The sequence below is a fragment of the Serratia sp. MMO-28 genome (assembly GCF_037199905.1).
GTDB lineage: Bacteria > Pseudomonadota > Gammaproteobacteria > Enterobacterales > Enterobacteriaceae > Chania > Chania oryzae.
Window position 1 is genome coordinate 189,687 of the sequence record NZ_JBBCVB010000002.1, and the last position, 23,768, is coordinate 213,454.

General features: G+C 53.3%; 23 protein-coding genes. 12 read left to right on the forward strand and 11 right to left on the reverse strand.

Going from position 1 to position 23,768, the window contains the following annotated elements; translation table 11 throughout:
* Positions 1 to 37: 37 nt before the first annotated feature.
* A complete protein-coding gene (locus WG891_RS02510; protein ID WP_337261458.1) occupies positions 38 to 1,990 on the reverse strand; it encodes a bifunctional 2',3'-cyclic-nucleotide 2'-phosphodiesterase/3'-nucleotidase in 1,953 nt (650 codons plus the stop codon).
* A 254-nt stretch (positions 1,991 to 2,244) separates the two neighbouring features.
* Between WG891_RS02510 and cysQ the strand changes: the two genes are divergently transcribed.
* Positions 2,245 to 2,985: a 3'(2'),5'-bisphosphate nucleotidase CysQ gene (gene cysQ / locus WG891_RS02515; protein WP_337261457.1), complete on the forward strand. Its 741-nt coding sequence runs from the start codon at positions 2,245 to 2,247 to the stop codon at positions 2,983 to 2,985.
* A gap of 38 nt (positions 2,986 to 3,023) precedes the next feature.
* Here the strand turns inward: cysQ and WG891_RS02520 are convergent, their stop codons facing one another.
* A complete protein-coding gene (locus tag WG891_RS02520) occupies positions 3,024 to 3,578 on the reverse strand; it encodes a YtfJ family protein (RefSeq protein WP_337261456.1) in 555 nt (184 codons plus the stop codon).
* Between the two features lie 329 nt (positions 3,579 to 3,907).
* Here WG891_RS02520 and WG891_RS02525 point away from each other — a divergent pair, with 329 nt between their 5' ends.
* The gene (locus tag WG891_RS02525) at positions 3,908 to 4,114 is read left to right on the forward strand and encodes a DUF1107 domain-containing protein (protein WP_076943045.1); all 207 of its coding nucleotides are present in this window, start codon (positions 3,908 to 3,910) and stop codon (positions 4,112 to 4,114) included.
* Positions 4,115 to 4,212: 98 nt separating this feature from the next.
* On the opposite strand, the gene WG891_RS02530 is transcribed toward WG891_RS02525, so the two are convergent.
* Both WG891_RS02530 and msrA read right to left on the reverse strand, forming a co-directional pair.
* Positions 4,213 to 5,544 (reverse strand): hemolysin family protein, encoded by a 1,332-nt coding sequence (locus WG891_RS02530; RefSeq protein WP_156292747.1) that lies wholly within the window; start codon positions 5,542 to 5,544, stop codon positions 4,213 to 4,215.
* 177 nt (positions 5,545 to 5,721) lie between these two features.
* Positions 5,722 to 6,360, reverse strand: a complete 639-nt coding sequence (msrA, locus tag WG891_RS02535) for a peptide-methionine (S)-S-oxide reductase MsrA (RefSeq protein ID WP_337261594.1) — start codon at positions 6,358 to 6,360, stop codon at positions 5,722 to 5,724.
* A 227-nt stretch (positions 6,361 to 6,587) separates the two neighbouring features.
* Here msrA and tamA point away from each other — a divergent pair, with 227 nt between their 5' ends.
* The 3 genes from tamA to WG891_RS02550 are packed head-to-tail and all read left to right on the forward strand — an operon-like array spanning position 6,588 to position 12,448.
* Positions 6,588 to 8,324, forward strand: coding sequence for an autotransporter assembly complex protein TamA (gene tamA, locus WG891_RS02540; protein WP_076943042.1), 1,737 nt, complete (start codon positions 6,588 to 6,590; stop codon positions 8,322 to 8,324).
* Entirely contained in the window at positions 8,321 to 12,094 is a 3,774-nt protein-coding gene (gene tamB, locus WG891_RS02545) for an autotransporter assembly complex protein TamB (RefSeq protein WP_337261455.1), read from the forward strand. The genes tamA and tamB overlap by 4 nt, the downstream gene beginning before the upstream one ends.
* 3 nt (positions 12,095 to 12,097) lie before the next feature.
* The gene (locus WG891_RS02550) at positions 12,098 to 12,448 is read left to right on the forward strand and encodes a gamma-glutamylcyclotransferase family protein (protein ID WP_156292744.1); all 351 of its coding nucleotides are present in this window, start codon (positions 12,098 to 12,100) and stop codon (positions 12,446 to 12,448) included.
* Positions 12,449 to 12,495: 47 nt separating this feature from the next.
* On the opposite strand, the gene ppa is transcribed toward WG891_RS02550, so the two are convergent.
* Positions 12,496 to 13,023 (reverse strand): inorganic diphosphatase, encoded by a 528-nt coding sequence (gene ppa / locus WG891_RS02555; protein ID WP_037396357.1) that lies wholly within the window; start codon positions 13,021 to 13,023, stop codon positions 12,496 to 12,498.
* Between the two features lie 241 nt (positions 13,024 to 13,264).
* On the opposite strand from ppa, the gene WG891_RS02560 reads away from it, so the two are divergent.
* Positions 13,265 to 13,852: a tyrosine-protein phosphatase gene (locus WG891_RS02560; protein ID WP_337261454.1), complete on the forward strand. Its 588-nt coding sequence runs from the start codon at positions 13,265 to 13,267 to the stop codon at positions 13,850 to 13,852.
* Positions 13,853 to 13,923: 71 nt separating this feature from the next.
* On the opposite strand, the gene fbp is transcribed toward WG891_RS02560, so the two are convergent.
* On the reverse strand, positions 13,924 to 14,928 hold the full coding sequence (gene fbp, locus WG891_RS02565) for a class 1 fructose-bisphosphatase (RefSeq protein WP_337261453.1): 1,005 nt from the start codon (positions 14,926 to 14,928) through the stop codon (positions 13,924 to 13,926).
* A gap of 171 nt (positions 14,929 to 15,099) precedes the next feature.
* Between fbp and mpl the strand changes: the two genes are divergently transcribed.
* Positions 15,100 to 16,479: a UDP-N-acetylmuramate:L-alanyl-gamma-D-glutamyl-meso-diaminopimelate ligase gene (gene mpl / locus WG891_RS02570; protein ID WP_337261452.1), complete on the forward strand. Its 1,380-nt coding sequence runs from the start codon at positions 15,100 to 15,102 to the stop codon at positions 16,477 to 16,479.
* Between the two features lie 341 nt (positions 16,480 to 16,820).
* Here mpl and yhcN (WG891_RS02575) read toward each other — a convergent pair whose 3' ends face one another.
* The 3 genes from yhcN (WG891_RS02575) to argR all read right to left on the reverse strand — a co-directional run bounded on the left by yhcN (WG891_RS02575) (position 16,821) and on the right by argR (position 18,342).
* Positions 16,821 to 17,084 (reverse strand): peroxide/acid stress response protein YhcN, encoded by a 264-nt coding sequence (gene yhcN, locus WG891_RS02575; protein ID WP_156292741.1) that lies wholly within the window; start codon positions 17,082 to 17,084, stop codon positions 16,821 to 16,823.
* Positions 17,085 to 17,201: 117 nt separating this feature from the next.
* A complete protein-coding gene (yhcN, locus tag WG891_RS02580; RefSeq protein WP_337261451.1) occupies positions 17,202 to 17,465 on the reverse strand; it encodes a peroxide/acid stress response protein YhcN in 264 nt (87 codons plus the stop codon).
* A gap of 406 nt (positions 17,466 to 17,871) precedes the next feature.
* Positions 17,872 to 18,342: a transcriptional regulator ArgR gene (argR, locus tag WG891_RS02585; RefSeq protein WP_076943034.1), complete on the reverse strand. Its 471-nt coding sequence runs from the start codon at positions 18,340 to 18,342 to the stop codon at positions 17,872 to 17,874.
* A 465-nt stretch (positions 18,343 to 18,807) separates the two neighbouring features.
* On the opposite strand from argR, the gene mdh reads away from it, so the two are divergent.
* Positions 18,808 to 19,746 carry a malate dehydrogenase gene (gene mdh / locus WG891_RS02590; protein ID WP_076943033.1) on the forward strand — a complete coding sequence of 313 codons (939 nt, stop codon included), beginning with the start codon at positions 18,808 to 18,810 and terminating at the stop codon, positions 19,744 to 19,746.
* Between the two features lie 63 nt (positions 19,747 to 19,809).
* On the opposite strand, the gene WG891_RS02595 is transcribed toward mdh, so the two are convergent.
* A complete protein-coding gene (locus WG891_RS02595) occupies positions 19,810 to 20,070 on the reverse strand; it encodes a helix-turn-helix domain-containing protein (protein ID WP_072010944.1) in 261 nt (86 codons plus the stop codon).
* 181 nt (positions 20,071 to 20,251) lie between these two features.
* Between WG891_RS02595 and WG891_RS02600 the strand changes: the two genes are divergently transcribed.
* The gene (locus tag WG891_RS02600; protein ID WP_337261593.1) at positions 20,252 to 20,605 is read left to right on the forward strand and encodes a DNA-binding protein; all 354 of its coding nucleotides are present in this window, start codon (positions 20,252 to 20,254) and stop codon (positions 20,603 to 20,605) included.
* 260 nt (positions 20,606 to 20,865) lie between these two features.
* Here the strand turns inward: WG891_RS02600 and ispB are convergent, their stop codons facing one another.
* A complete protein-coding gene (ispB, locus tag WG891_RS02605; protein ID WP_076943031.1) occupies positions 20,866 to 21,837 on the reverse strand; it encodes an octaprenyl diphosphate synthase in 972 nt (323 codons plus the stop codon).
* Between the two features lie 269 nt (positions 21,838 to 22,106).
* Between ispB and rplU the strand changes: the two genes are divergently transcribed.
* The 3 genes from rplU to WG891_RS02620 all read left to right on the forward strand — a co-directional run bounded on the left by rplU (position 22,107) and on the right by WG891_RS02620 (position 23,765).
* Positions 22,107 to 22,418: a 50S ribosomal protein L21 gene (gene rplU, locus WG891_RS02610; RefSeq protein WP_037396379.1), complete on the forward strand. Its 312-nt coding sequence runs from the start codon at positions 22,107 to 22,109 to the stop codon at positions 22,416 to 22,418.
* A gap of 17 nt (positions 22,419 to 22,435) precedes the next feature.
* Positions 22,436 to 22,693, forward strand: coding sequence for a 50S ribosomal protein L27 (gene rpmA, locus WG891_RS02615; protein WP_004933559.1), 258 nt, complete (start codon positions 22,436 to 22,438; stop codon positions 22,691 to 22,693).
* 100 nt (positions 22,694 to 22,793) lie between these two features.
* Complete coding sequence (locus WG891_RS02620; RefSeq protein WP_076943030.1) at positions 22,794 to 23,765, forward strand: DMT family transporter; 972 nt, start codon at positions 22,794 to 22,796, stop codon at positions 23,763 to 23,765.
* The last annotated feature ends 3 nt before the right edge of the window (positions 23,766 to 23,768 follow it).

Genomic DNA, 23,768 nt, shown 5'->3' on the forward strand with positions numbered 1-23,768 from the left:
TGCATAACAGGGCGCCACTCACGGCGCCCTGTTCGTTTTACTTCTGCAATAAATCAATCTGATAAACGGCGAAGCCGAGACTATCACTACCCGCCGACGTCATCGGGTACTGCGCATGCTCTTTGATAAATGCGGCGGCTTTCTCACTGGGTGAGGTTTCAAAACGGATATCCAGCGGTTGCGTGCTGCGCAACGTGGCCAGACGCCAGTTATTATCCGCCTGTGGGTGGACCGCGCCGTGTTTCTGGGTTTCTGCGCTGATATAGGCCGCCAATATTGCTCGGTTTTCATCCGGTGCGGCAAAGGCGATATGGCGATCGCCGGTTCCGGCAAACTTGCCGCCGTAGGCGCGATAGTTGTTGGTCGCCACCAGGAAGGTCGCCTGAGGATCGATCGGTTTACCTTTGAAGGTCAGGTGGGTGATACGCTGTGCTTTGTCGTTGATCAGCGTGCATTCACCGTCATAGCGCGCCGGTTGGCTGACGTCGATCTGATAACTCACCCCGTCGATGACATCGAAATTATAGGTGCGGAACCCATCCCAATTAATCAGCGCCTGCGCTTTACTGCTGTTGAGATCGATCTGATTGAACTGCCCGGCGGAACACTCCAGCCACTCTTTCACCTCTTGCCCGCTGGCTTTGACCACCGCTAGGGTGTTCGGGTAGAGATAAAGATCGGCGGCGTTACGGAAGGTGAGCTGGCCTTGCTCCACTTCGACAAAGCTGGCGGGATCGTTCTTGCGCCCGCCGACTTTAAACGGAGCCGCAGCGGAGAGGACCGGCAGATCCGCCAGATCCGGATCGCCCTGAATGTAGTGTTCGACATACGCTTTTTGCGCGTTGTTGACGATCTGCACCGTCGGATCGTCCTGTACCAGTGCCAGATAGCTGTACATATTGCCGTCGGACTTGCCAATCGGCTTGCTGACGAATTCGCGCGTGGCTTTATGATCCTGCTCCAAAATTTTCACCAGATCGGCATCTTCTGCCACGAGCGACTTTTTATTCTCTTTATCGTAGATCGGTCTGGCTTCTGCCTTGGCGGAAGTGACCTGCCAACGGCCGCTGTCGTTATTCAGTTGCAGGTCCACCACGCCAAGGTGATCGCCCCACTGGCCTGGCATCACCGCTGGCACGCCATTCAGCAGGCCTTTATCGATGTCAGCCCCCTGAATCTTGGCGAAATCCTGGCTCGGGAATACCGCGTGGGCATGGCCAAACATGATGGCATCGATACCCGGCACCTGGCTGAGGTAATACACCGAGTTCTCTGCCATGGCCTTATAAGGCTCGCTGGAAAGGCCTGAATGGGGAATGGCGACCACCAGATCGGCCCCTTGCTGGCGCATCTCAGGGACATAGCGTTTGGCGGTTTCGGTGATGTCGTTGACGCTGACCTTGCCTTGCAGATTGACCTTATCCCAGCTCAGGATTTGCGGCGGAACAAAGCCGATATAGCCGATGCGTAAGGTATGTGCTTTGCCATCACGATCTTTCACCGGGGTATCAACAATGATGTAGGGAGTGAACAACGGTTTTTGCGTTGCTGCGTCAATGACGTTGGCATTGACGTAGGGGAATTTAGCACCAGCGAGGGCGTTCTTCAGGTAATCGAGGCCGTAGTTGAACTCATGGTTACCGATATTGCCCACCGCGTAATCCAGGGTGTTCATTGCCTTATAAACCGGATGAATATCGCCAGGTTTTAAGCCTTTGGCAGACATGTAGTCGGCCAGCGGGCTGCCTTGGATCAGATCGCCGTTGTCCACCAGTACGCTGTTGGTTACCTGCTGCCGTGCTTGCTGGATCAGGCTGGCGGTGCGCACCAGGCCGAATTTATCGGTGGGTTTATCCTTGTAGTAGTCAAAGTCCATCATGTTGCTGTGCAGGTCGGTGGTTTCCAGCACGCGTAAATCGACCGTTGCGGCCTGTGCGGAAGCGCAAACCAGCAGAGCCAGGGCGGATAATTTTAGTGGCCGTTTTATCATGGCTGTCTCCATTCCATTAATATTCGAGAGGTATCGCAAAGGAATATGTAATTATCATTGGGTGTATCATCAAACTGTGAAGTTTGGCAGAAAATTGCCGAATGTAACGCAGCGAAGTGCAAAGTTGTGACCCGTAAGACTTGAGGAAATACCGCGAGTTAAGTGGTTGGGATGGATATTCGATAGAAAAAAAACTAGGCTGCTAGCTATAGCCATGGGGAATTTCCCGAGAAACTGAGTTTCAGAGGTGGATGATGTTAGAGCAAATTTGCCAGTTGTCCCGCGAGGCGGGGGCGGCGATTATGGCGGTGTACAGCGGTGAACAACCGCTTGATGTTGCACAAAAAAAAGATGATTCACCGGTTACCGCCGCCGATCTGGCCGCGCATCATATTATCCAACGGGGTTTGGCCGCGCTGACGCCGGGCATACCGCTGCTGTCGGAAGAAGATCCACCCGCTTGGGACGTGCGCCGCCACTGGACGCGCTACTGGTTGGTCGATCCCCTGGATGGCACCAAAGAGTTCCTGCACCGCAACGACGAGTTTACGGTCAATATTGCCCTGATCGAAGAGGGGGAAGCGGTGATGGGCGTGGTGTATGCGCCTGCAATGGATGTTTTGTATCTGGCCGAACGCGGTAAAGCCTGGAAGGAAGAGCATGGTCAACGCCGTGCGATCGGCGTCAGAAACGCGCAGCCGCCTCTGGTGGTGGTCAGCCGTTCCCATAGCGACGATGAATTAAAAGATTACCTGAAGCAGTTGGGAGAGCACCATACGGTGGCGGTGGGATCATCGCTGAAGTTCTGCCTGGTGGCAGAAGGCAAAGCACAGCTTTATCCGCGCTTTGGGCCAACCAATATCTGGGATACTGCGGCAGGGCATGCGGTGGCGGTGGCCGCCGGGGCACAGATCCACGATTGGCAGGGCAAGCCGCTGCTGTATACACCGCGTGAATCTTTTCTTAACCCCGGCTTCCGGGTTTCGCTGTTTTAGTACGGCCCCGCCAACAACCACGGCGGGGCTCCTACCTATTATTTCAGCAACTGGTGCAGCATCGTTATCACCTGCTGCACCTCTTGCGGCGTCAGTGCGCCATCTTTGGCAAACTGGATCTTGCCCTCGTGATCCAGCACCACAATCGCTGAGCCCTTCGGCTGCAGATCCCAGGCTTTTTTGACGATGCCATTGCTGTCGACAATAAACTGCGACCAAGGGAAGGTTTTTTTGCTGTCTTCAATATTGTTGCGCACAAACATGGCGGTACCGATGATGGCATCGTCGGTATTGACGATGGTCGTCGTCTGGTAACGATCGTGCGGTAGCTTAGCGGCCTTGATGGCTTCAATCAGCGGATCGTTCAGATCCTTGGCGGAGGTGCGGCCAGCAATATGCTGGACGACACGGACTTTTCCACTGAGCTGCGCGCTATTCCAGCTTTTATAGCTAAACTTATCGTTATCGTAATCCAACTCACCTTTGTCGCTGACGCCGATAGGGGCGACGCGCTGTTGGAGCTGGAAATTGTGTGCTGAGGCCAGCATTGGGGCCAACAGCAGCGATACTATTAGCAGGCTACTTTTTTTCATGCTTTCTCCTGAAAGGGGAAATTATTATCAATGATACGCAGGTGCCTAAAGCATAGGTGGTTGTCAGAGGTCTGTCCTGTTAGCCGGATCGCAGTTTTCCCTTCTGGTTACTATCATGCGTTTTTTGAATGGTTATACTGAAAAAGCCATAAATAATTCCATACAATTCTGTCAAAAAGTGTAAATCCAGCGCAGAAAACCAGGCGAAGTGGAACAAAATAGTCTTTACTAGGTCTACTAGACAGCAAGTATAAGTTGCGTTTCAGGTTTCGAGGCCGCCGCTTTGCAGCTCGCTGAACGTAGAGCTCCAATGGGAGGAGAGTAAAACAATGAGAATCTTCCAGCGTTATAACCCACTGAAAGTGGCGAAATATGTAAAAACCCTGTTCCGAGGGCGGTTGTACATCAAAGATGTAGGGGCATTCGAATTCGACAAAGGCAAAATTCTGATACCGAAGGTGCGTGACAAACGCCATTTCAGCGTGATGTCAGAGGTCAACCGTCAGGTGTTGCTACTGCAAGCCGAAATGGGTTGATACGCTATCCCCGGCGTCTTGCAAGCCGGTATTGAGGAGTAAACCTGCAAATAGTTGCGGCCCCAATCGGGGCCGCTGATGTTTCTGGTGCCGGTCACTTAGGCCTGAGGGGATTCATCCGGGGTTTTCGGCAGCAGGGTGGTGGGTTTGTCACTCAGGCGAGTGACCAGTAGCTGGTCAATCTTGTAGCTATCAATATCCACCACTTCAAATTTGTAGCCCGCATACTTGACGAAATCGGTGCGTTTGGGGATTTTACGCAGCATGTACATCATAAACCCACCGATGGTTTCATAGTTACCGGCCTGCGGGAATTCATCAATGTGCAGTACGCGCATTACGTCATCGATCGGCGTGCCGCCTTCAATCAGCCATGAGTTTTCATCGCGTGCCACAATCTGTTCTTCCTGCCCTTGGCCGACCAGATCGCCCATCAGCGTGGTCATCACATCGTTCAGGGTAATGATCCCCACCACCAGCGCATATTCGTTGAGGATCACCGCAAAGTCTTCCCCTGCGGTTTTAAAGCTTTCTAGCGCTTCTGACAGGGTTAAGGTATCCGGTACGATCAGCGCTGAGCGGATCTGCACGCCGCTGCTCAGCACCAGGCTCTGGTTGCCCAACACGCGGTTCAGCAGGTCTTTGGAGTCGACATAGCCGACCACTTGATCAATGTGGCCATCGCACACCAGGAATTTGGAGTGTGGGTGGGTGGAAATCTTCTCTTTGATGCTGTCTTCGCTTTCACGTAAATCGAAATAGATCACGCTTTCACGGGAGGTCATCGACGACGGCACCGTGCGTGATTCCAGTTCAAACACGTTTTCAATCAGCTCATGCTCCTGCTTGCGCAGCACCCCGGCCAGCGCACCCGCCTCCACCACGGCATAAATATCATCGGAGGTAATGTCGTCTTTACGCACCATCGGCAGTTTGAATAGGCGGAAGATCAGGTTGGCCATGCCGTTGAAGAACCACACCAGCGGCCGACAAATCATGATCGAGAAACGCATCGGGTTGATGATCCGGACGGCGACCGTCTCTGGTGCAATCATACCGATGCGCTTCGGGGTCAAATCTGCGAACAGGATGAACATACTGGTCACCAGCACAAACGAGCACATGAAGCTGATTTGCTCCGACAGTTCCGGCGGCAGAAAACGATCGAATAACACTTTGAAGGTGGGGGAAAAGGCCGCATCGCCGACGATACCGCCCAGGATGGCCACGGCGTTAAGGCCGATTTGCACCACGGTAAAGAAGATACCGGGTGTTTCCTGCAGTTTAAGCACTCTGGCGGCATTGACGTTACCTTCGTCGGCCATCAGCTTGAGCTTGATCTTGCGTGATGCAGCCAGAGAAATTTCTGAAAGTGAGAAAAACGCACTCACCGCAATCAGAAAAAGAATCAGTAAAATACTGTTTAACATAATCTATCCATTCGTGCCGACGGGATGACGGCGCTTTTTCGGAGGGGGTATATATTGTGAAAAAAGTAGTGATAACAACCAGAAGGGAAGCTATCAGGCTGCAAACGCAGCCTGCATAGTATAGCAGTAGCCCTGTGAAGGCCGCCAGCGGTTAAAAATTTACCGCTGGTCAACGGATTAACCCTGTGGTGGCAGACAAACCCCGATCCCACCCAGGCCACAATAGCCTGCGGGATTCTTGTGCAGATACTGCTGGTGATCGTCCTCAGCGTAATAGAATGGCCGTGCGGCCGCGATTTCGGTGGTGATAGTGCGTTTATCCTTCGCCTCATTCATCGCCTGCTGGAAACGCTGCAGGCTGTGTTGCGCTGCTGCCTGCTGCTCTGGCGATAAAAAGTAGATGGCGGAGCGATATTGCGTGCCGATATCCCCGCCCTGACGCATCCCCTGCGCCGGATCGTGGTTTTCCCAGAAGACCTGCAGCAGGTGTTGATAACTGGTGATTTGCGGATCGAACACCACGCGCACCACTTCGGCATGGCCGGTCTGGCCGCTGCACACTTCGCGGTAGGTAGGGTTTGGTGTCAATCCGCCGCTGTAACCGGCGGCGGTGCTGTAAACCCCTGGCTGTTGCCAGTACAGGCGCTCGACGCCCCAGAAGCAGCCCATGCCGAAGATGGCGACTTCCATCCCGGCGGGAACCTCCGTCATGGAATGGCCAGTCACTTCGTTGGTTGCTGCCACCGGCATCGGCGTGGTACGGCCAGGTAACGCGTTTGCTTGATCAACGGTTTGAGACTTATCAAAGAATTGCACCACGGTTTACTCCTGTAGCTGCAGTAAGAATTGACCTAAGAGTGGCGTGTGTCAGTTGTAACTGGCCACTTCTTTGCCCACAATAAGTCTATGTTGTGTTTATGTATAAGCTTAACGCAGTATTTTGAGCGCAAAAAGCCAAGAATGCGTCTTGTTTTCGCTAACAAGAAAATGCCTGGCTCCAGAGCAAAGGTATTGGCAGGAAATAAATCAATTAAGGAGAACGTGTGCCACGATACCCGGTCCTTTGCGTTTTATGTGTGCTGCTCGCTGTGCCATCGGTATTTGCGGCGAATTTGCGGCTGCAGGTTCAAGGCCTGAGTGGGGAGTTGGAAAGCAACGTCCGCGTGCGTCTTTCGGGGATCACACCGGAAGAGGTCAGCGCCGAGGGGCGCTTTCGCGCACGCGTGGATGCGGCTATCCGTCAGGGCTTACGGCCGCTGGGATACTATGAGCCGACGATTGAGTTCACGCTGGACGATCGCCCGACGCTTTCGCGCCCGGTGCTGTATGCCAAAGTCGATCCTGGTGAGCCAGTACGGATTGCTGGGGTGAATATCAACCTGGAAGGCGGCGCGCGCACCGATGAAGATTATCTCAACCTGGTTAAGAGCAGCCGCCCGACCGTGGGTGAAATCCTTAACCACGGCCAGTATGACAGCTTTAAAAATGCCCTGACCGGGCTGGCACTGCGCAAGGGTTACTTCGATGCCAATATGGTCAAGAGCCAGCTTGGTGTTGCGCAGGAACTGCACAAGGCTTTTTGGGATATCGATTTCGACAGCGGCGAGCGCTACCACTTCGGTAAGGTGAAATTTCAGGGCTCGCAAATCCGTGATGACTACCTGCAAAATCTGGTGCCCTTCCATCAGGGGGATTATTACAGCTCGAACGATCTCGCCGAGCTGAACCGCCGTTTATCCGCGACCAACTGGTTTAACTCCGTGGTGGTATCCCCTGATTTCCACGACGCCAAAGAGAGCCGGATTTTACCGCTGGATGCGCTGGTGACGCCGCGTAACAGTAATATTGTGGAGCTGGGGGGTGGTTTTTCTACCGACATTGGCCCGCGGGTGAGAGGAACCTGGCGCAAGCCGTGGTTGAATGACCGCGGCCAGAGCCTGACCACCGGTGCCAGTATTTCGGCACCGGAGCAACAGCTGGATTTAACCTATCGCATTCCCTTGTTGAGAAGCCCGCTTGAACAGTATTACCTGCTGCAGGGCGGTTTCAAACGTACCGATCTGAACGATACTCAATCGGACAGTACCAAAATGGTGGTTTCCCGTAACTGGGATCTCTCCAGCGGCTGGCAGCGAGCGTTAACGATGAGCTGGCGGTTGGACCACTTTACCCAAGGGCTGGTCACCGATACCACCATGCTGCTTTACCCAGGGGCTACGGTTAACCGTACGCGCTCACGCGGCGGCCTGATGCCGGTCTGGGGCGATAGCCAACGTTATTCCATTGATATTTCCGACACCACCTGGGGGTCCGACGCCGATTTCGCGCTGCTGCAGGCGCAGAACGTCTGGATCCGCACTCTGGCGGAGAAACACCGGTTTGTGGTGCGCGGCCAGGTGGGGTGGATTGAAACTAACAACTTCGACAGAATACCGCCTGACCTGCGTTTTTTCGCCGGCGGCGATCGCAGTATCCGTGGTTACAAATTCCAGGGGATCTCCCCGCGTGATGACAGTGGCAAGCTGACCGGCGCCTCTAAAATGCTGACGGGCTCGCTGGAGTATCAGTACAACGTCACCGGCCGTTGGTGGGGGGCGATGTTTGTCGATTCGGGGGAGGCAGTGAATGATATCAGGCAGCGTGATATCAAAACCGGCGCGGGCGTTGGCGTGCGCTGGCAGTCGCCGGTGGGGCCGGTGAAGCTGGATATCGCCGCACCGATTGGGGATCAAGAAACCCACGGCGTGCAGTTCTATATCGGTTTGGGGCCTGAACTATGAGCCTGGTAAAAAAGATTTGTCTGGGGTTCCTGATCCTGTTGTTCCTGCTGGTGGGGACAGTGGCATTCCTGTTGGGGACGACGACCGGCCTGCATATGGTGATCAACGGGGCGGTGCGCTGGGTTCCGGGGTTGGATATTGCCGCCGTCAGCGGTGGCTGGCGTGATTTGACGCTGAAAGGCGTGAAGTACCAGATGCCAGGCGTCGCGGTTAATGCCGGGCAGTTCCATTTGTCGCTTGATCTCTCCTGCCTCAAACACAGTTCATTGTGTATCAATGCGTTAAGCGCGCAAGATGTGGATGTGGTGGTGAAAACCGCTGACATGGCTCCTGCCGCTCCGGTGCCGGAAACCAGCGAGCCACTCACCAACCTCAGCACGCCGTACCCGATTACGCTGCGCCTGTTGGCGTTGAATAACGTCAAGGTCAGCGTGGATGATACTGCTATTTCGCTCGGAGAGTTCCGCTCTGGTGCCCAGTGGCAGCAGCGTGCATTGACTTTGCTGCCCACCTCAATCCGTTCTTTGCTGATTGCTTTGCCGAAAAGCCCGGCCCAACCCGTCGCTGATGCGCCGGTGAAAAAGGTGGCAGAGCCCGCGTCTGCTGAAAAACCCTTGGCGGAAACCCTGCAAGCCTTGTTCAGCAAACCGTTGCTACCCGAATTACCGGAAATCCACCTGCCGCTTGATATCACAGTTGAAAAAATCAGCGGTGAACAGTGGCGTTTGACCGGTGATAACGACGTGCTGATCACCAGCCTGCTGTTGCAACTCAGCACTCTGGATCAGCACATTCAGCTCGACAGTTTCGACGTGAAATCGCCGCAGGGTTCCCTTTCAGCCAAAGGCCAGGCAACGCTGACCGGCAGTTGGCCAGTGGCTATTGCGGTCAACAGTGCGTTGAACATCGATCCGCTGAAAGGCGAAAAGGTGAAGCTGAACATCGACGGCGCGCTGCGTGAAGAGCTGAAAGCGACGTTGAATCTCTCTGGCCCAGTGAGTGCGCAGCTTGATGCGCAAACCCGGTTGGTAACAGCCGGCTTGCCGCTGGCTCTGACGCTGCAAAGCAAGCAGTTGAAGTGGCCACTGGCCGGTGAAGCACAGTATCAGGTGAACGATTTACGCCTGCGCCTCAACGGCACAGCCGCCGATTACGCGCTATCGACCCGGGCGAATCTCCAGGGGCAGGATCTGCCACCGGCGGCGTTGACGCTGGACGGTAAAGGCAATCTGGCACAGTTCAGGCTCGAACGCCTGCGCGTGGCGGCGCTGCAGGGGAATACCGATCTCACCGCGCTGGTGGACTGGAGCAAGGCGATAAGCTGGACGTCGCAGCTGACGCTCAGCGGCATTAATATCGCTAAGCAATGGCCGGAGTGGCCAGCACGGCTGGATGGCAAAATCACCACCCGTGGCAGCTTGCACGGCGGCAGTTGGCAACTGCAGGTACCGGTATTGCAGCTCGATGGCAATGTGAAGCAAAACAAAGTCTCGGCTCGTGGCACGCTCAGCGGTAATGCCGCCGGGCAGTGGCGCATACCCGGTATCGAACTGGCGTTGGGGCGCAATACGCTTAGCGCCAAAGGCCAGCTTGATGAGAAAGACTGGAATCTGGATGCCAACATTGATGCGCCACACCTGGATGGCGCTCTGCCGGGGCTGGGGGGAACGGTCAGGGGCCAGCTTAGGCTGCGTGGCAACCTGCAGGCACCGCAGTTGCTGGCCGATCTGACGGCGCTGGGGTTGCAATGGCAAGCGCTGCATATCAATCGGGTGAAAGTGGACGGGGATGTGCGCTCTGCCGACCAGATCCAAGGGCAGTTGACCGTACGGGTTGAACAACTGAAGCAGGATGCACTGCAGCTCAACTTACTGACGCTGGATGCGCGTGGCAGCGAACGCCAGCATCGGCTGCAACTGAATGTTGAGGGTAATCCGGTTTCCGGGCAACTTCAGTTGACGGGCAGCTTTGATCGCCAGCAGCAGCGTTGGCGCGGCGATCTCAACAATACCCGCTTTGATACGCCAGTCGGTGAATGGCGTCTGACTCGCTCTATCGCGCTGGATTACCTGAATGCGCAGCAGAGAATCAGCGTTGGGCCACACTGCTGGCAGAACCCGAATGCCGAGCTGTGTGTGCCGAGAACCATTGAAGCCGGGGCCAGCGGCCAGGCCAGCGTGGTGCTTAACCGTTTTGATCTGGCAATGATTAAGCCATTTATCGAGCCGGATACTGCGCTGAGTGGCGTCTTCAGCGGCCGGGCGGACGTCAGTTGGCAACCGGGCGGTGCGCTGCCACAGGCGCGAGTTTCGCTGGCGGGCAACGGCGTGAAAGTGGTGCAGCAGATGCAGGGCAGCGCACTGCCGATCGCTTTTGAGACGCTCAATCTCAACGCCGGCATGAACAATGGTCGCGTACAGGCTGACTGGCTGATCAAGCTGGTCAACAATGGGCAGTTCAACGGCAATATTCAGATTGCCGATCCGCAGGTGCGCCGTAATATCAGCGGCAATGTGAATATCACCAATATCTCGATGGATCTGCTGAAGCCGATGTTGACGCAGGGCGAAAAAGCCTCGGGAATGCTGAATGCCAATCTGCAGTTGGGCGGCAGCGCGCAAAGGCCGCTGGTATTTGGCCGTTTGGCGTTGGATAAAGCGATAATCACCGGCCACTGGATGCCGTTTGACATGACCGAAGGCCGCCTGGCGGTGAACTTCAACGGTATGACATCGACGCTGGAAGGGTTGCTCAACACTACGCATGGGCAACTGAATCTGGCGGGCGATGCCGACTGGCACGATATCAATGCCTGGCGTGCGCGCATTGCTGCCAAAGGCAATCAACTGCGGGTAACGATACCGCCGATGGTGCGCATTGATGTTTCGCCGGATCTGGTCTTTGAGGCAACGCCACAGTTGTTTTCACTCAACGGTTCGGTCGATATCCCATGGGCGCGCATCACGGTGCAGGAGCTGCCGGAGAGTGCCGTGGGTGTTTCCCGTGACGAAGTGATGCTCGACAATCAACTGAAGCCGATTCAACCGGCCACGGCAGCGATCCCGATCAACAGTAACCTGATGGTGCGTATCGGCAACGACGTGCGGCTGGATGCCTTCGGCCTGAAAGCCATGCTGCGTGGTAACCTGCGGGTGGTACAGGATCGCAACGGCCTGGGGCTGAACGGGCAGATTGATATTCCATCGGGGCGTTTCCACGCTTACGGGCAGGATCTGATCGTACGCAAAGGCCAACTGCTATTCTCTGGCCCGCCCGATCAGCCTCTGCTGAATATCGAAGCGGTGCGTAACCCAGACGCCACCCAGGACGGTGTGACCGCCGGGGTACGGGTGACCGGCATGGCCGATGCGCCAAGGCTTGAGGTGTTCTCGGATCCGACGCTATCTCAGCAGGAAGCGCTTTCTTACCTGCTGCGGGGCCAAGGTTTGGGCAGTACCGGGGCTGATGGCAACGCCATGACCTCAATGTTAATTGGCATGGGGGTTGCACAAAGTGGTCAACTTGTGGGTAAAATCGGCGAGGCGTTTGGCGTAAGTAATTTGGCCCTGGATACGGAAGGAGTTGGCGACAGCTCCCAGGTAGTGGTGAGCGGCTATGTCCTCCCCGGCTTACAAGTAAAATATGGGGTGGGGATATTCGACTCATTGGCCACGCTGACGTTGCGATACCGCCTGATGCCTAGGTTGTATCTGGAAGCAGTGTCTGGTATTGACCAAGCACTGGATGTGCTCTATCAGTTTGAGTTTTAAGCTATGCGAATCATTGTTTACGGCAGTTTACGACGCAAGCAGGGGAACAGCCATTGGATGACTAACGCCCAATGGTTGGGCGAACATGAGCTCGATGGTTATCAGATTTATAATCTGGGCCATTACCCTGCTGCAATCCCTGGAGAGGGTACAATACATTGCGAAGTGTATCGTATTAACTCATCGATTCTGGCAGAGCTGGACGAATTGAAAAGTAATACCAGGGACTATAAGCGCGAACTGATTCAGACACCTTATGGGAGTGCGTGGATCTACCTGTATAAGCACAGCGTAGAGGGTTTTCCACGGATCGAGTGTGGTGACTGGCTGAAGCGTTTGGACGAAAAGCAATAAAAAAACGCCGCTCAATGAGCGGCGTTCTTCATCTCAACGGGCAAGAATTATTTCTTGGCGCGTTCGAAAGAGGCAACGATTTCAGCTTTAGCGGCGGCGGCATCAGCCCAACCGTCCACTTTCACCCATTTGCCTTTTTCCAGATCTTTGTAGTGCTCGAAGAAGTGAGTGATCTGTGCTTTCAGCAGTTCTGGCAGATCGTTCACGTCTTTTACGTGATCGTATTCTTTAGTCAGCTTGCTGTGCGGTACGGCAACCAGTTTGGCATCTTCACCGGCTTCGTCAGTCATTTTCAGCACGCCAACCGGGCGGCAACGGATCACTGAACCAGGCTGCAGCGGGTAGGGTGTAGGCACCAGAACGTCAACCGGGTCACCGTCCAGAGACAGCGTATTGTTGATGTAGCCGTAGTTGCACGGGTAGAACATCGCCGTCGACATGAAACGGTCAACGAACAGTGCGCCGGTGTCTTTGTCGATTTCATATTTGATCGGATCGGCGTTAGCCGGGATTTCGATAACTACGTAGATGTCTTCCGGCAGGTCTTTGCCAGCAGGGACCAGATTCAAGCTCATGTCGGTTTCCTTTAATCAAACCAGAAAGGGAGTGGTGGCTAATTATAGCCAAAACGCTCTTAAAGTACTGCGATTTTTCAGGCACAACCAGCGGCACGGGTTAAGCTGCCAAGGCCTTATTCGGCCCGTAGACGAGGGGGAAGATGGCATTAACCGACGGCTTGCCATACCGCCGCCCTCTATTAAATACGCCGGGTATAGGTATATTAAGCCTCCTCAGAACTGATAAGGAAGTTTGGTCATGATTGATAGGTTGCAGCGCAGCGGGAAGAAAAGAAGTTCGGCCTTATATTATCAAGTGCAATTACTGGCAGTGTCAGCCTTGTTGATGTGTAGCCTGGCCGTTCATGCCACGGTTTTGGGGCTGCCTCAGAACTACCATCAGGTTTCTGCGGATTTATACCGTTCAGCCCAGCCTGATTCAGCGCAAATGCGGGCGTTGGAGCAGAGCGGCATCAAAACGGTTCTTAACCTGCGCCAGTGGAATGATGATGACAGTGAGGCAAAGGGGACAACGCTGGTACTGCGTCGGGTGCCGATGAACGCTGCGGTCATCAATGATGACGTCGTGGTCAGTGCGCTGCGGGAAATTCGCTTTGCCCAGAAGCCGATGCTGGTTCACTGCTGGCACGGTAGCGATCGTACCGGGCTGATAGTGGCGATGTATCGGTTGGTATTTGAACATGCCGCTAAAACGGACGTGCTAGCCGAATTGCGCAAGCCGGAATACGGCTATCACGAAAGCTATTATGGCGGTATTGCGCGCTACGTGCGCGATGTGGATGTTAACCGGATACAGCAGCGTGTCTTCAGCGCCCCGGCAGGCTGACAGCGTTTTTAGCGGGTAAGGCGATTAATCCTGGCAGCGAAGTTCTCGCTGCCAGGAGAAACGGAACGGGCTTATTCGTCTGGGAAATCGGCAATAAAGCGTTCTGCATCTTCTACCATGGATTTGGTGCCGACGAAGAACGGCGCACGCTGGTGCAGTTGTTCCGGCATGATATCCAGAATGCGTCTTTTGCCATCGCTGGCTTTGCCACCGGCCTGTTCGGCCAGGAACGCCATCGGGTTGCACTCATACAGCAGGCGCAGCTTGCCATTGGGGTGGCTGGCGGTGCTGGGATAAATGTAGATGCCGCCTTTCAGCAGATTGCGGTGGAAGTCGGCAACCAGTGAACCGATATAACGTGAGGTATAAGGGCGCTGCGTCGCTTCATCCTGCTCTTGGCAGTATTTGATGTACTTCTTCACCCCGAGCGGGAACTTGATGTAGTTACCTTCGTTGATGGAATACATGCAGGCTTTTTCCGGGAAACGCACTTTCTCGTGAGAGAGGCAGAACACCCCCAGGGACGGATCGTAAGTGAAGGCATGTACGCCATAACCGGTGGTATACACCAGCATGGTGGAGGAACCGTACACCACGTAACCGGCAGCAACCTGAGCGTTGCCAGGCTGCAGGAAATCTTCTTTGGTGACAGGCACGCCAACCGGTGTGATACGACGATAGATCGAGAAAATGGTACCGACAGAGACGTTGACATCAATATTGGACGAACCGTCCAACGGATCCATCAGCACTACATACTTGCCATTTTCAGCACGTTCGCCGTCAAATATGACAATATCGTCTTCTTCTTCTGAAGCGATGCCGGCAACTTCACCGCGTGCTTTCAATGCGGCTTTCAGCTTTTCGTTGGCGAACAGGTCCAGTTTCATCTGAACTTCGCCCTGTACGTTGGAAATGCCGCTGGTGCCCAGAATATCAACCAGACCGGCCTTGTTGATATCGCGGTGGATGATTTTGGCACCCAGTTTAATTGCAGAAAGTAGCGCAGTCAGCTCGCCGGTGGCGTGAGAGAAGTCGTGCTGTTTCTCGACGATAAATTCGCCTAACGTTTTCATGACACAATCCCTGAATCTACGGATGGATAGCGGTTTGTTAACAAACCGCCAACGTTTTCGCTAGCCAGTGTAGCCCAAAGCATTACGCCATTCATAGGCAAATCCATTTCTTCTCGGCGATTCTGAGCGTTAGAATAAGCACTAAATCGATGCACTTAAATGAGAAACCTAATGCGCATACATATTCTTGGGATCTGCGGCACCTTTATGGGCGGGTTGGCAATGCTGGCGCGTTCGCTTGGGCATGAGGTTACCGGCTCAGATGCCAACGTCTATCCTCCGATGAGCACGCTGTTGGAAAATCAGGGGATCGATCTGATCCAGGGTTACGATCCTGCACAACTGGATCCCGCACCGGATCTGGTGATTATCGGCAATGCGATGACCCGTGGTAATCCTTGTGTGGAAGCGGTGTTAGAACTCGGCATTCCTTACGTTTCTGGCCCGCAGTGGCTGCACGATCACGTGTTGCGCGATCGTTGGGTGCTGGCAGTGGCCGGGACGCACGGTAAAACCACTACCGCCGGGATGGCGACCTGGATCCTGGAGGCCTGTGGCTACCAACCGGGCTTCGTGATCGGCGGCGTGCCGGGTAACTTTGATGTTTCTGCTCGTCTCGGTGGCAGCCCCTTCTTCGTGATTGAGGCTGATGAGTATGACTGTGCCTTCTTCGATAAACGCTCCAAGTTTGTGCATTACAGCCCGCGTACGCTGGTCATGAACAATCTGGAATTCGATCATGCTGATATTTTTGACGATCTGAAAGCGATCCAGAAGCAGTTCCACCATCTGGTGCGCCTGGTGCCGGGGAAGGGCAAAATCATTCTGCCGGACAATGACGCGCATCTGAAACAGGTGATGGCGATGGGATGCTGGAGCGAGCAGGAACTGGTGGGTGATGAGGGAGCCTGGCGTGCGCACAAGCTGACCCCGGATGCCAGCCATTATGAGGTTTTCCTCGATGGTGATAAGGTCGGCGAGGTGAACTGGGCGCTGGTGGGTGAACACAATATGCATAATGGCCTGATGGCGATCGCGGCCACCCGCCACGTTGGCGTGCAACCCGCCGATGCCTGCCGCGCGTTGGGTGATTTCATTAATGCTCGCCGCCGCCTGGAACTGCGTGGCGAAGCCAACGGTGTGACTGTTTATGATGACTTTGCTCATCACCCGACCGCCATTCTTGCCACGCTGGCCGCACTGCGCGGCAAAGTGGGGGGCAGGGCGCGAATTCTGGCCGTATTGGAGCCCCGTTCCAATACCATGAAGATGGGGATCAGTAAAAACGAGCTGGCACCTTCGCTGGGCCGCGCTGATGAAGTGTTCCTGTTCCAACCACACCACATCCCCTGGCAGGTAGCCGAAGTGGCCGATGCCTGTGTGCAACCAGCGCATTGGAGCGCCGATCTCGATACGCTGATGGAGATGATTGTTAAAACGGCACAGCCGGGTGACCATATTCTGGTGATGAGCAACGGTGGGTTTGGCGGTATTCATGACAAACTGTTGGCGGCGTTGGCAAAAAAGGCCGAGCCGAAAGAGGATTACTGAGAGGTTTGCCTGCCATCTAGCAACCTTAGGCCGCGAATGCGGCCTGAGGTTGATGACAAAGTAGCTTTTAAACCCGAGATACTCGGGCCTAGCGCACCGAGGGGCGCTCCGGCGGCTTACGCCGCTACGACCCCTTCGGCACGCTCTCCCTAATAACGGGCTTTGTCAGCAGTCTGGGGCCGCGAATGCGGCCTTTTTTATCGGGATAAAAAAGCCCTCGCAAGCGAGGGCAATAATGTTCGTCGCATAAAACGACGAGGTTTTCTAGGAAATAGGCATTTATCTTGGAACTCGGCAGTGGCAATGACGAGGGTAGTTCAGTAAATGCGCTCTCTTAGTGATTACTTGTAAATTTCTGCTGTCGCGTGCCAGTTGCCATTTTCATAGGCTTCGATGATGCGATAGGCTTTGGCACCCTGCTGATCGGCTTTATCAGACAGTGCCTGGCGGATATCAGAAGGTGCACCGGCTACGCCGCTCACGCTGATGGTGCCTACAGGTTGCAGAGCGCTTGCTTGGGCATCATTCACCAGATTAGCGGCAGAAGCGCCGAAAGAAACGGCAGAGAGCAGGCTAAGCGCAGCGATGGTTGTTTTCATGTTCATGAGGTTAACTCCTTAATTGTTTACAGATAACAGTCTGGAAGGGCTTTACAGCGTTTTTTATACTTGAAGACCGTTATCCGGGCAGAGTGATTACGCATTAGCACGTAATACATTGTGTTATTTATAAATTTCTGCGGTGGCGTGGAAGTTGCCTTCGCTGCGCGCTTCGATCACACGATAAGCGGTGGCACCTTTGGCATCCGCTTTGGCAGACAGCGCCTGACGGATATCTGAAGGTGCTGTACCAACGCCACTCACGGTGATGGTTCCTACAGAATGCAGTTTTTCGGCCTGAGGTGCATCAATGGATTGTGCTGCAAATGATCCAAAAGAAAGCACGGAGAGAAGGCTGAACGCTGCAAGGGTGGTTTTAATTTTCATGATTTGGCCTCTTGGTATTCTTTTATTAGATCCAATGAACTGTGATTTACATCACGAAATGAGTATACATCTAGTAACTGAGAAAATTAATAGTCAGCTAACAATTTCTAGTGAAACTTTATTTGTTCATTGCTGTTTTTAATAGCGCAATGGAATAAAAATCGATGATTAAATGAGCTGTTAATGTTAAATTTATGTAACTTCAATGGGATGAGTGCTTTTGACTAAAAGTGCGGAACATCACAGATACTACTGATTGCCCACACGCAATTGTCATTGGGATATGCTGTAAGTCGGCAAATAAGCAGTTTTAAACGTGGGGGGGAATGTTGAGGGGCGAGCGTTATGTCTAGAAAACGTTAACAAAATACGGCCTGCGCCAGCCCTATTTTGTTAACGGCATGCATCATAGTTCTTGTTCGAACAGCGTGAGAATGGCTTCAAAGAGTTGGCGTGTGGTAAATGTGCTGGCGGGGGTCACGAAAATCGTATCATCACCGGCGATCGTTCCCAAGATACCTTCGGATTTGCCCAATGAATCCAGCAAGCGGGCAATTAACTGTGCGGCGCCTGGGCTGGTATGGATCACCACCATGGCGTCATTGTGATCGACATCCAGTACCAGATTCTTCAGCGGGCTGGTGGTGGTAGGCACCCCGAGTTCCGCCGGCAGGCAGTAAACCATCTCCATTTTGGCATTGCGTGTGCGCACTGCGCCGAACTTGGTCAGCATGCGAGACACTTTGGATTGGTTAATGTTTTCGAAGCCTTCTTCTTGCAGCGCTAAAACGATCTCGCCTTGAGAACTGAATTTTTCTTCTTTCAATAACGCTTTAAACGCCTTGATCAGGTCTTCCTGCTTTGCGGGATTACGCATTTTGCACCGTGGAATGTTGAGAATAGAGATTATTATTATGCATATAAATGAATTTTTATGCAATGTTGCAATCAGGAACGCCATGGAACAGGGCAGGGAAAATCAGGAGAGGGCGGCATTTTAACAAAGTCCGCACCTCATGAATATGCCCTTTTGACGCAGGAAACGAGTCAGCTTTGCGGTAAAGAAAATGTTATTAAAATGATGTTGTTCTGATGTTATGTAAGGGTGTAATGTAACGGTCGGTTAACTCGCCAGTGAAGATCCTCGCACAATTTTCGATTAGTGTGCGCTATGCCCTTAATGCGTAAGCTATTTAATCTAAAATGATCGCGACATCGGCCATTTTATTGCGCCAGCTCTAAAACCGACTGTTAATAGGTTGTTTTTAAAGGTGTAATAAATTAAGGTCCGAGCCAAAGAATTCACGGCGCTTTTATATTTAAGATAATAAAGGAGTATAGGATGAAAGTTGCAGTTCTCGGTGCTGCTGGCGGTATCGGCCAGGCCCTCGCCCTTCTACTCAAAACCCAGCTTCCTTCAGGTTCTGAACTCACCCTCTATGATATTGCCCCCGTTACCCCAGGCGTTGCCGTTGACCTAAGCCACATTCCAACCGCAGTGAAAATCAAAGGCTTCAGCGGTGAAGATGCGACTCCTGCGCTGCACGGTGCTGATGTGGTGCTGATTTCTGCCGGTGTTGCACGTAAGCCAGGCATGGATCGTTCAGACCTGTTTAATGTGAACGCCGGTATCGTGCGCAACCTGATCGAGCAAGTGGCTAAAACCTGCCCGAAAGCCTGCATCGGGATTATCACCAACCCGGTGAATACCACGGTGGCGATTGCTGCTGAAGTGCTGAAGAAAGCCGGTGTTTACGACAAGAACAAACTGTTTGGCGTTACCTCGCTGGACATTATCCGTTCCAACACCTTTGTGGCGGAGCTGAAAGGCAAAAAGCCGGAAGAGCTGGAAGTGCCGGTTATCGGTGGCCACTCTGGCGTGACCATTCTGCCACTGTTGTCGCAGATCCCTGGCGTGAGCTTTACCGCGCAGGAAGTGGCTGACCTGACCAAACGCATCCAGAATGCGGGTACCGAAGTGGTTGAAGCCAAGGCCGGTGGCGGTTCCGCAACCCTGTCTATGGGCCAGGCGGCGGCTCGTTTCGGCTTGTCTCTGGTGCGCGCACTGAGCGGCGAGAAAGGCATTGTGGAATGTGCCTACGTTGAAGGCGATGGCAAATATGCCCGCTTCTTCGCACAACCACTGCTGTTGGGCAAAAACGGTGTTGAAGAACGTAAAGACATCGGTTCGCTGAGCGCGTTCGAACAGCAAGCGCTGAACGAAATGCTGGACGTACTGCACAAAGATATCGAGCTGGGCGAAAAGTTTATCAATAACTGATAGCGCCAGTGCGTTAAGCCTGTAAAAGCCGCCGGAACAACAGTCCGGCGGCTTTTTTTCGTCTCATGATTTGATACGACTCTTTCGATCCAGCAGACGCTGGGTGTGCGGATCAAAATACCGGCTTGGCCAAATCTCCGCAGGATGAACATTCAATGCGTCGGCAATCAGCCATTCTCCCTTCGGCCAAGGGCGTGACAGCGCATTGGCGAGGGTGGATGAGCTTAATCCTGCCTGGCGTGAAACCGCTGCCAACGTTGTACCTCTCTTCTTCAATGCCGCTATGACGTCTGCCGGATGCCAGTCTGGGTTCCGTGAATTCATGTTTACATTCCTTTTTTGATTAGAGAAAGTTCTGTTAGTGGTATAACTAACAGGTCAGAATTAATCGTTTGAACAACATGAAGCGTTTATTCGGAAACCAGAATACCACTAAGTTTCTAAAAAACATCTTATGGTTTCTGAAAAATTTATCTTGCCACACTATTGTCCAGAGATAATGGCTATGAAAAACGAGTGGTTTGCTGCCAAGGAGCTGACAGGCATCGCAGGATTACCTTCTTCGACACAGGGAATCAACCTCATGGCCCGGCGCGAAGGCTGGGTTAGCCGCCGTCGTAAAGGCGTACAGGGAAAGGCGTTGGAATACCATGTCGACAGCTTGCCCGCCAGCGTGAAAAAACTGTTGATACTGCGTGAAGAACCGGCGGTCTATGAGGTAGAACGGCAGGATACTTTGGCGGTGTGGATCGAATATTACTACCACCTGTCAGACAGCGAGCGGGCACAGGTTATGGCATTTCTGATGCGTGAGGGCGTCGGCAGTTTACTGACGTGGATCGGCGAACAGAACAAGTAGCGCGCATCGTTGTGCTCAGTGTTTCACAAAATAGCATTCCTGCTGCTAAACATTTTCAGCGTGGTTTTCGTTTTTACCTTCTTTTGGTTAATAAGCTTGCCTTGAGTTATCGCTGGGTAATTTTCTTACACGGCAATGAGATAGTAAAAGGTCTGACTAACGGAAAGGCATTAATCGTTAGTTCCACGGGAACTCATTAGTGCAGAGAATTTGTAGGTCTGGAATCCAGACCTATTTGAATATTTGGAAAGCGTAATTTCTTAAAACTCGCGTTGAACAGCCAGATGGGCTAATCCTTCCAGCGCCGCACGGTATGGCGATTCCGGTAACGCCTGCAAGGCTGCGATCGCTTTGTCTGCTTCTTCTTCCGCGCGCTGGCGGGTGTAGGTTAGCGAACCGCATGCCTGCATTGCGGCCAAGACGGGCTCCAGCAGATGGCGGCCATTTCCCTGTTCAATGGCCGTGCGGATCATTGCCGCCTGTTGCGCATCGCCATGATGCATGGCATGCAATAAAGGCAGGGTGGGTTTGCCTTCATTGAGATCGTCACCGGTGTTTTTACCCAGTGTCACTCCGTCGGCACTGTAATCGAGCAGATCGTCAATCAGCTGGAAGGCGGTGCCCAAGTAGCGACCATAGTCCTGCAGGGCCTTCTCTTCTGCTTCAGTCGCAGCGGAAAGGATCGCCGATGACTGAGCCGCCGCTTCAAACAGGCGCGCAGTTTTGCTGTAGATCACCCGCATGTAGCTTTCTTCAGTGATGTCGGGATCGTGCACATTCATCAGCTGCAGCACTTCACCTTCGGCAATCACGTTGACGGCTTCAGACATCAGCGCCAGCACGCGCAGCGATTCCAGGCTGGTCATCATCTGAAAAGCGCGTGTATAGATAAAGTCACCCACCAGTACGCTGGCTGCATTGCCAAACGCCGCATTGGCGGTGGCTTTGCCACGCCGCATATCGGACTCGTCCACCACATCGTCATGCAGCAGCGTGGCGGTGTGAATGAACTCGATCAGGGCAGCCACGGTGATATGTTTATCCCCTTGATAGTGCAGCGCCCGCGCCGCCAGCACGGCGATCATCGGACGAATGCGCTTACCGCCACCGCTGATAATGTAATAGCCAAGTTGATTGATGAGCGTGACATCGGAATTCAACTGTTCGAGAATGGTTGCGTTCACGGCCGCCATATCTTGCGCGGTTAACTCAGTAATTTGTTCTAGGTTCATTGTGTTTTTTCAGCTGTGTTTCTGTTCACCGCGATGAGATCGCTGCTCACATCGGTATAGGGCGGTCACTGTCACCTTTGATTGTACTTGAAAAACGGCATAGATAAACGCCATGAAAGAAACTGTGGTTTTTTTCTTCTTTTTTCACCTTCCGCCCCCATTCTGTACTTGTCATGTGCGGGATTATTGCGTAGAATTCGCGCCCTATTGTGAATATTTATAGCGCGCTCTGTACTGAACAGTTGGGCACGCGGAAAGCGGAGTTTTATATGTACGCGGTTTTCCAAAGTGGTGGTAAACAACACCGAGTAAGCGAAGGTCAAACCGTTCGCTTGGAAAAGCTGGACATCGCAACTGGTGAAGCGGTTGAGTTTGACCAGATTCTGATGATCGCTAATGGCGAAGATATCAAAATCGGTGTTCCTTACGTCGATGGCGGCAAGATCAAAGCTGAAGTCGTTGCTCACGGTCGTGGCGAAAAAATCAAGATTGTTAAGTTTCGTCGCCGTAAGCACTACCGTAAGCAGCAGGGCCACCGTCAGTGGTTCACTGACGTTAAAATCACCGGCATCAGCGCTTAAGTTAGGAGAGCGGATTAATGGCACACAAAAAGGCTGGCGGCTCGACTCGTAACGGTCGCGATTCAGAAGCTAAACGTCTAGGCGTAAAACGCTTTGGCGGCGAAGCAGTACTGGCAGGCAGCATCATCGTTCGTCAGCGCGGCACCAAATTCCACGCGGGTACCAACGTGGGTTGCGGCAAAGACCACACTCTGTTTGCTTTGAAAGACGGTAAAGTCAAATTCGAAGTTAAAGGCCCGAGCAATCGTAAATTCATCAGCATCGAAGCTGAATAATTTTTCGAGCCTTACGAAATAGATGTAAGCCCCGCAATTCGTTGCGGGGCTTTTTACATTTATGGGGCGCCTGGGTTCAGGCCCGCAGGTATCAGGAAATATGGAAACGAAACAGCAGGCCGGTATGGGGATTTTCCTGGCGCTGACCACCGCAATTTGCTGGGGGGCGCTGCCGATCGCGATGAAAGAAGTGCTGAAGGTGATGGAGCCATTTACCGTCGTCTGGTACCGTTTTGCCTTCGCTGCTATCGGTCTGGGTATGATTCTGGCGGTGCGTGGGCGTCTGCCATCGGTGAAAATATTTCGCCAACCGCGCTGGCTACTCTTGCTGATTATTGCCACCGCAGGGTTGCTGGGCAATTTTGTGTTTTTCAGTTCTTCGCTGAAATACCTGAGCCCAACGGCATCACAGGTGATTGGCCAGTTATCACCCGTTGGCATGATGTTCGCCAGCGTACTGATCCTGAAAGAAAGGATGCGAATCACCCAGGTGATTGGGGCATTGATGCTGATTTGCGGGTTGATGTTGTTTTTTAACGTTAGCCTGATTGAAATTTTTACCCGACTGACGGATTACACCCTAGGTGTTTTGCTGGGCGTGTGTGCAGCGATGGTTTGGGTGACCTATGGAGTGGCTCAAAAAGTGCTGCTACGCCGATTGGCGTCGCCACAGATCCTGGTCATATTGTACACTTTATGTGCAATCGCGTTATTCCCGCTGGCTAAACCTGCGGTGATTTTCCAACTCAGCAACTGGCAATTGGCCTGTTTGCTGTTTTGCGGCGCGAATACGCTAATTGGTTACGGCGCGCTGGCGGAAGCGATGGCGCGTTGGCAGGCGGCACAGGTGAGTGCGGTAGTGACGCTCACGCCGTTATTCACCCTGATGTTTTCAGATTTATTGGCGCTGGCATGGCCGCAAGTATTCGCCGCCCCGACATTGAATGTCGTCGGCTATGTTGGTGCTTTCGTGGTGGTAGCAGGCGCTATGTTTTCCGCAATTGGCCACCGTTGGTGGCCGCGACGGGCAGAACCCAACCTGATTGTTTCTTTGAAGCAGTCCGGTGAATGATTT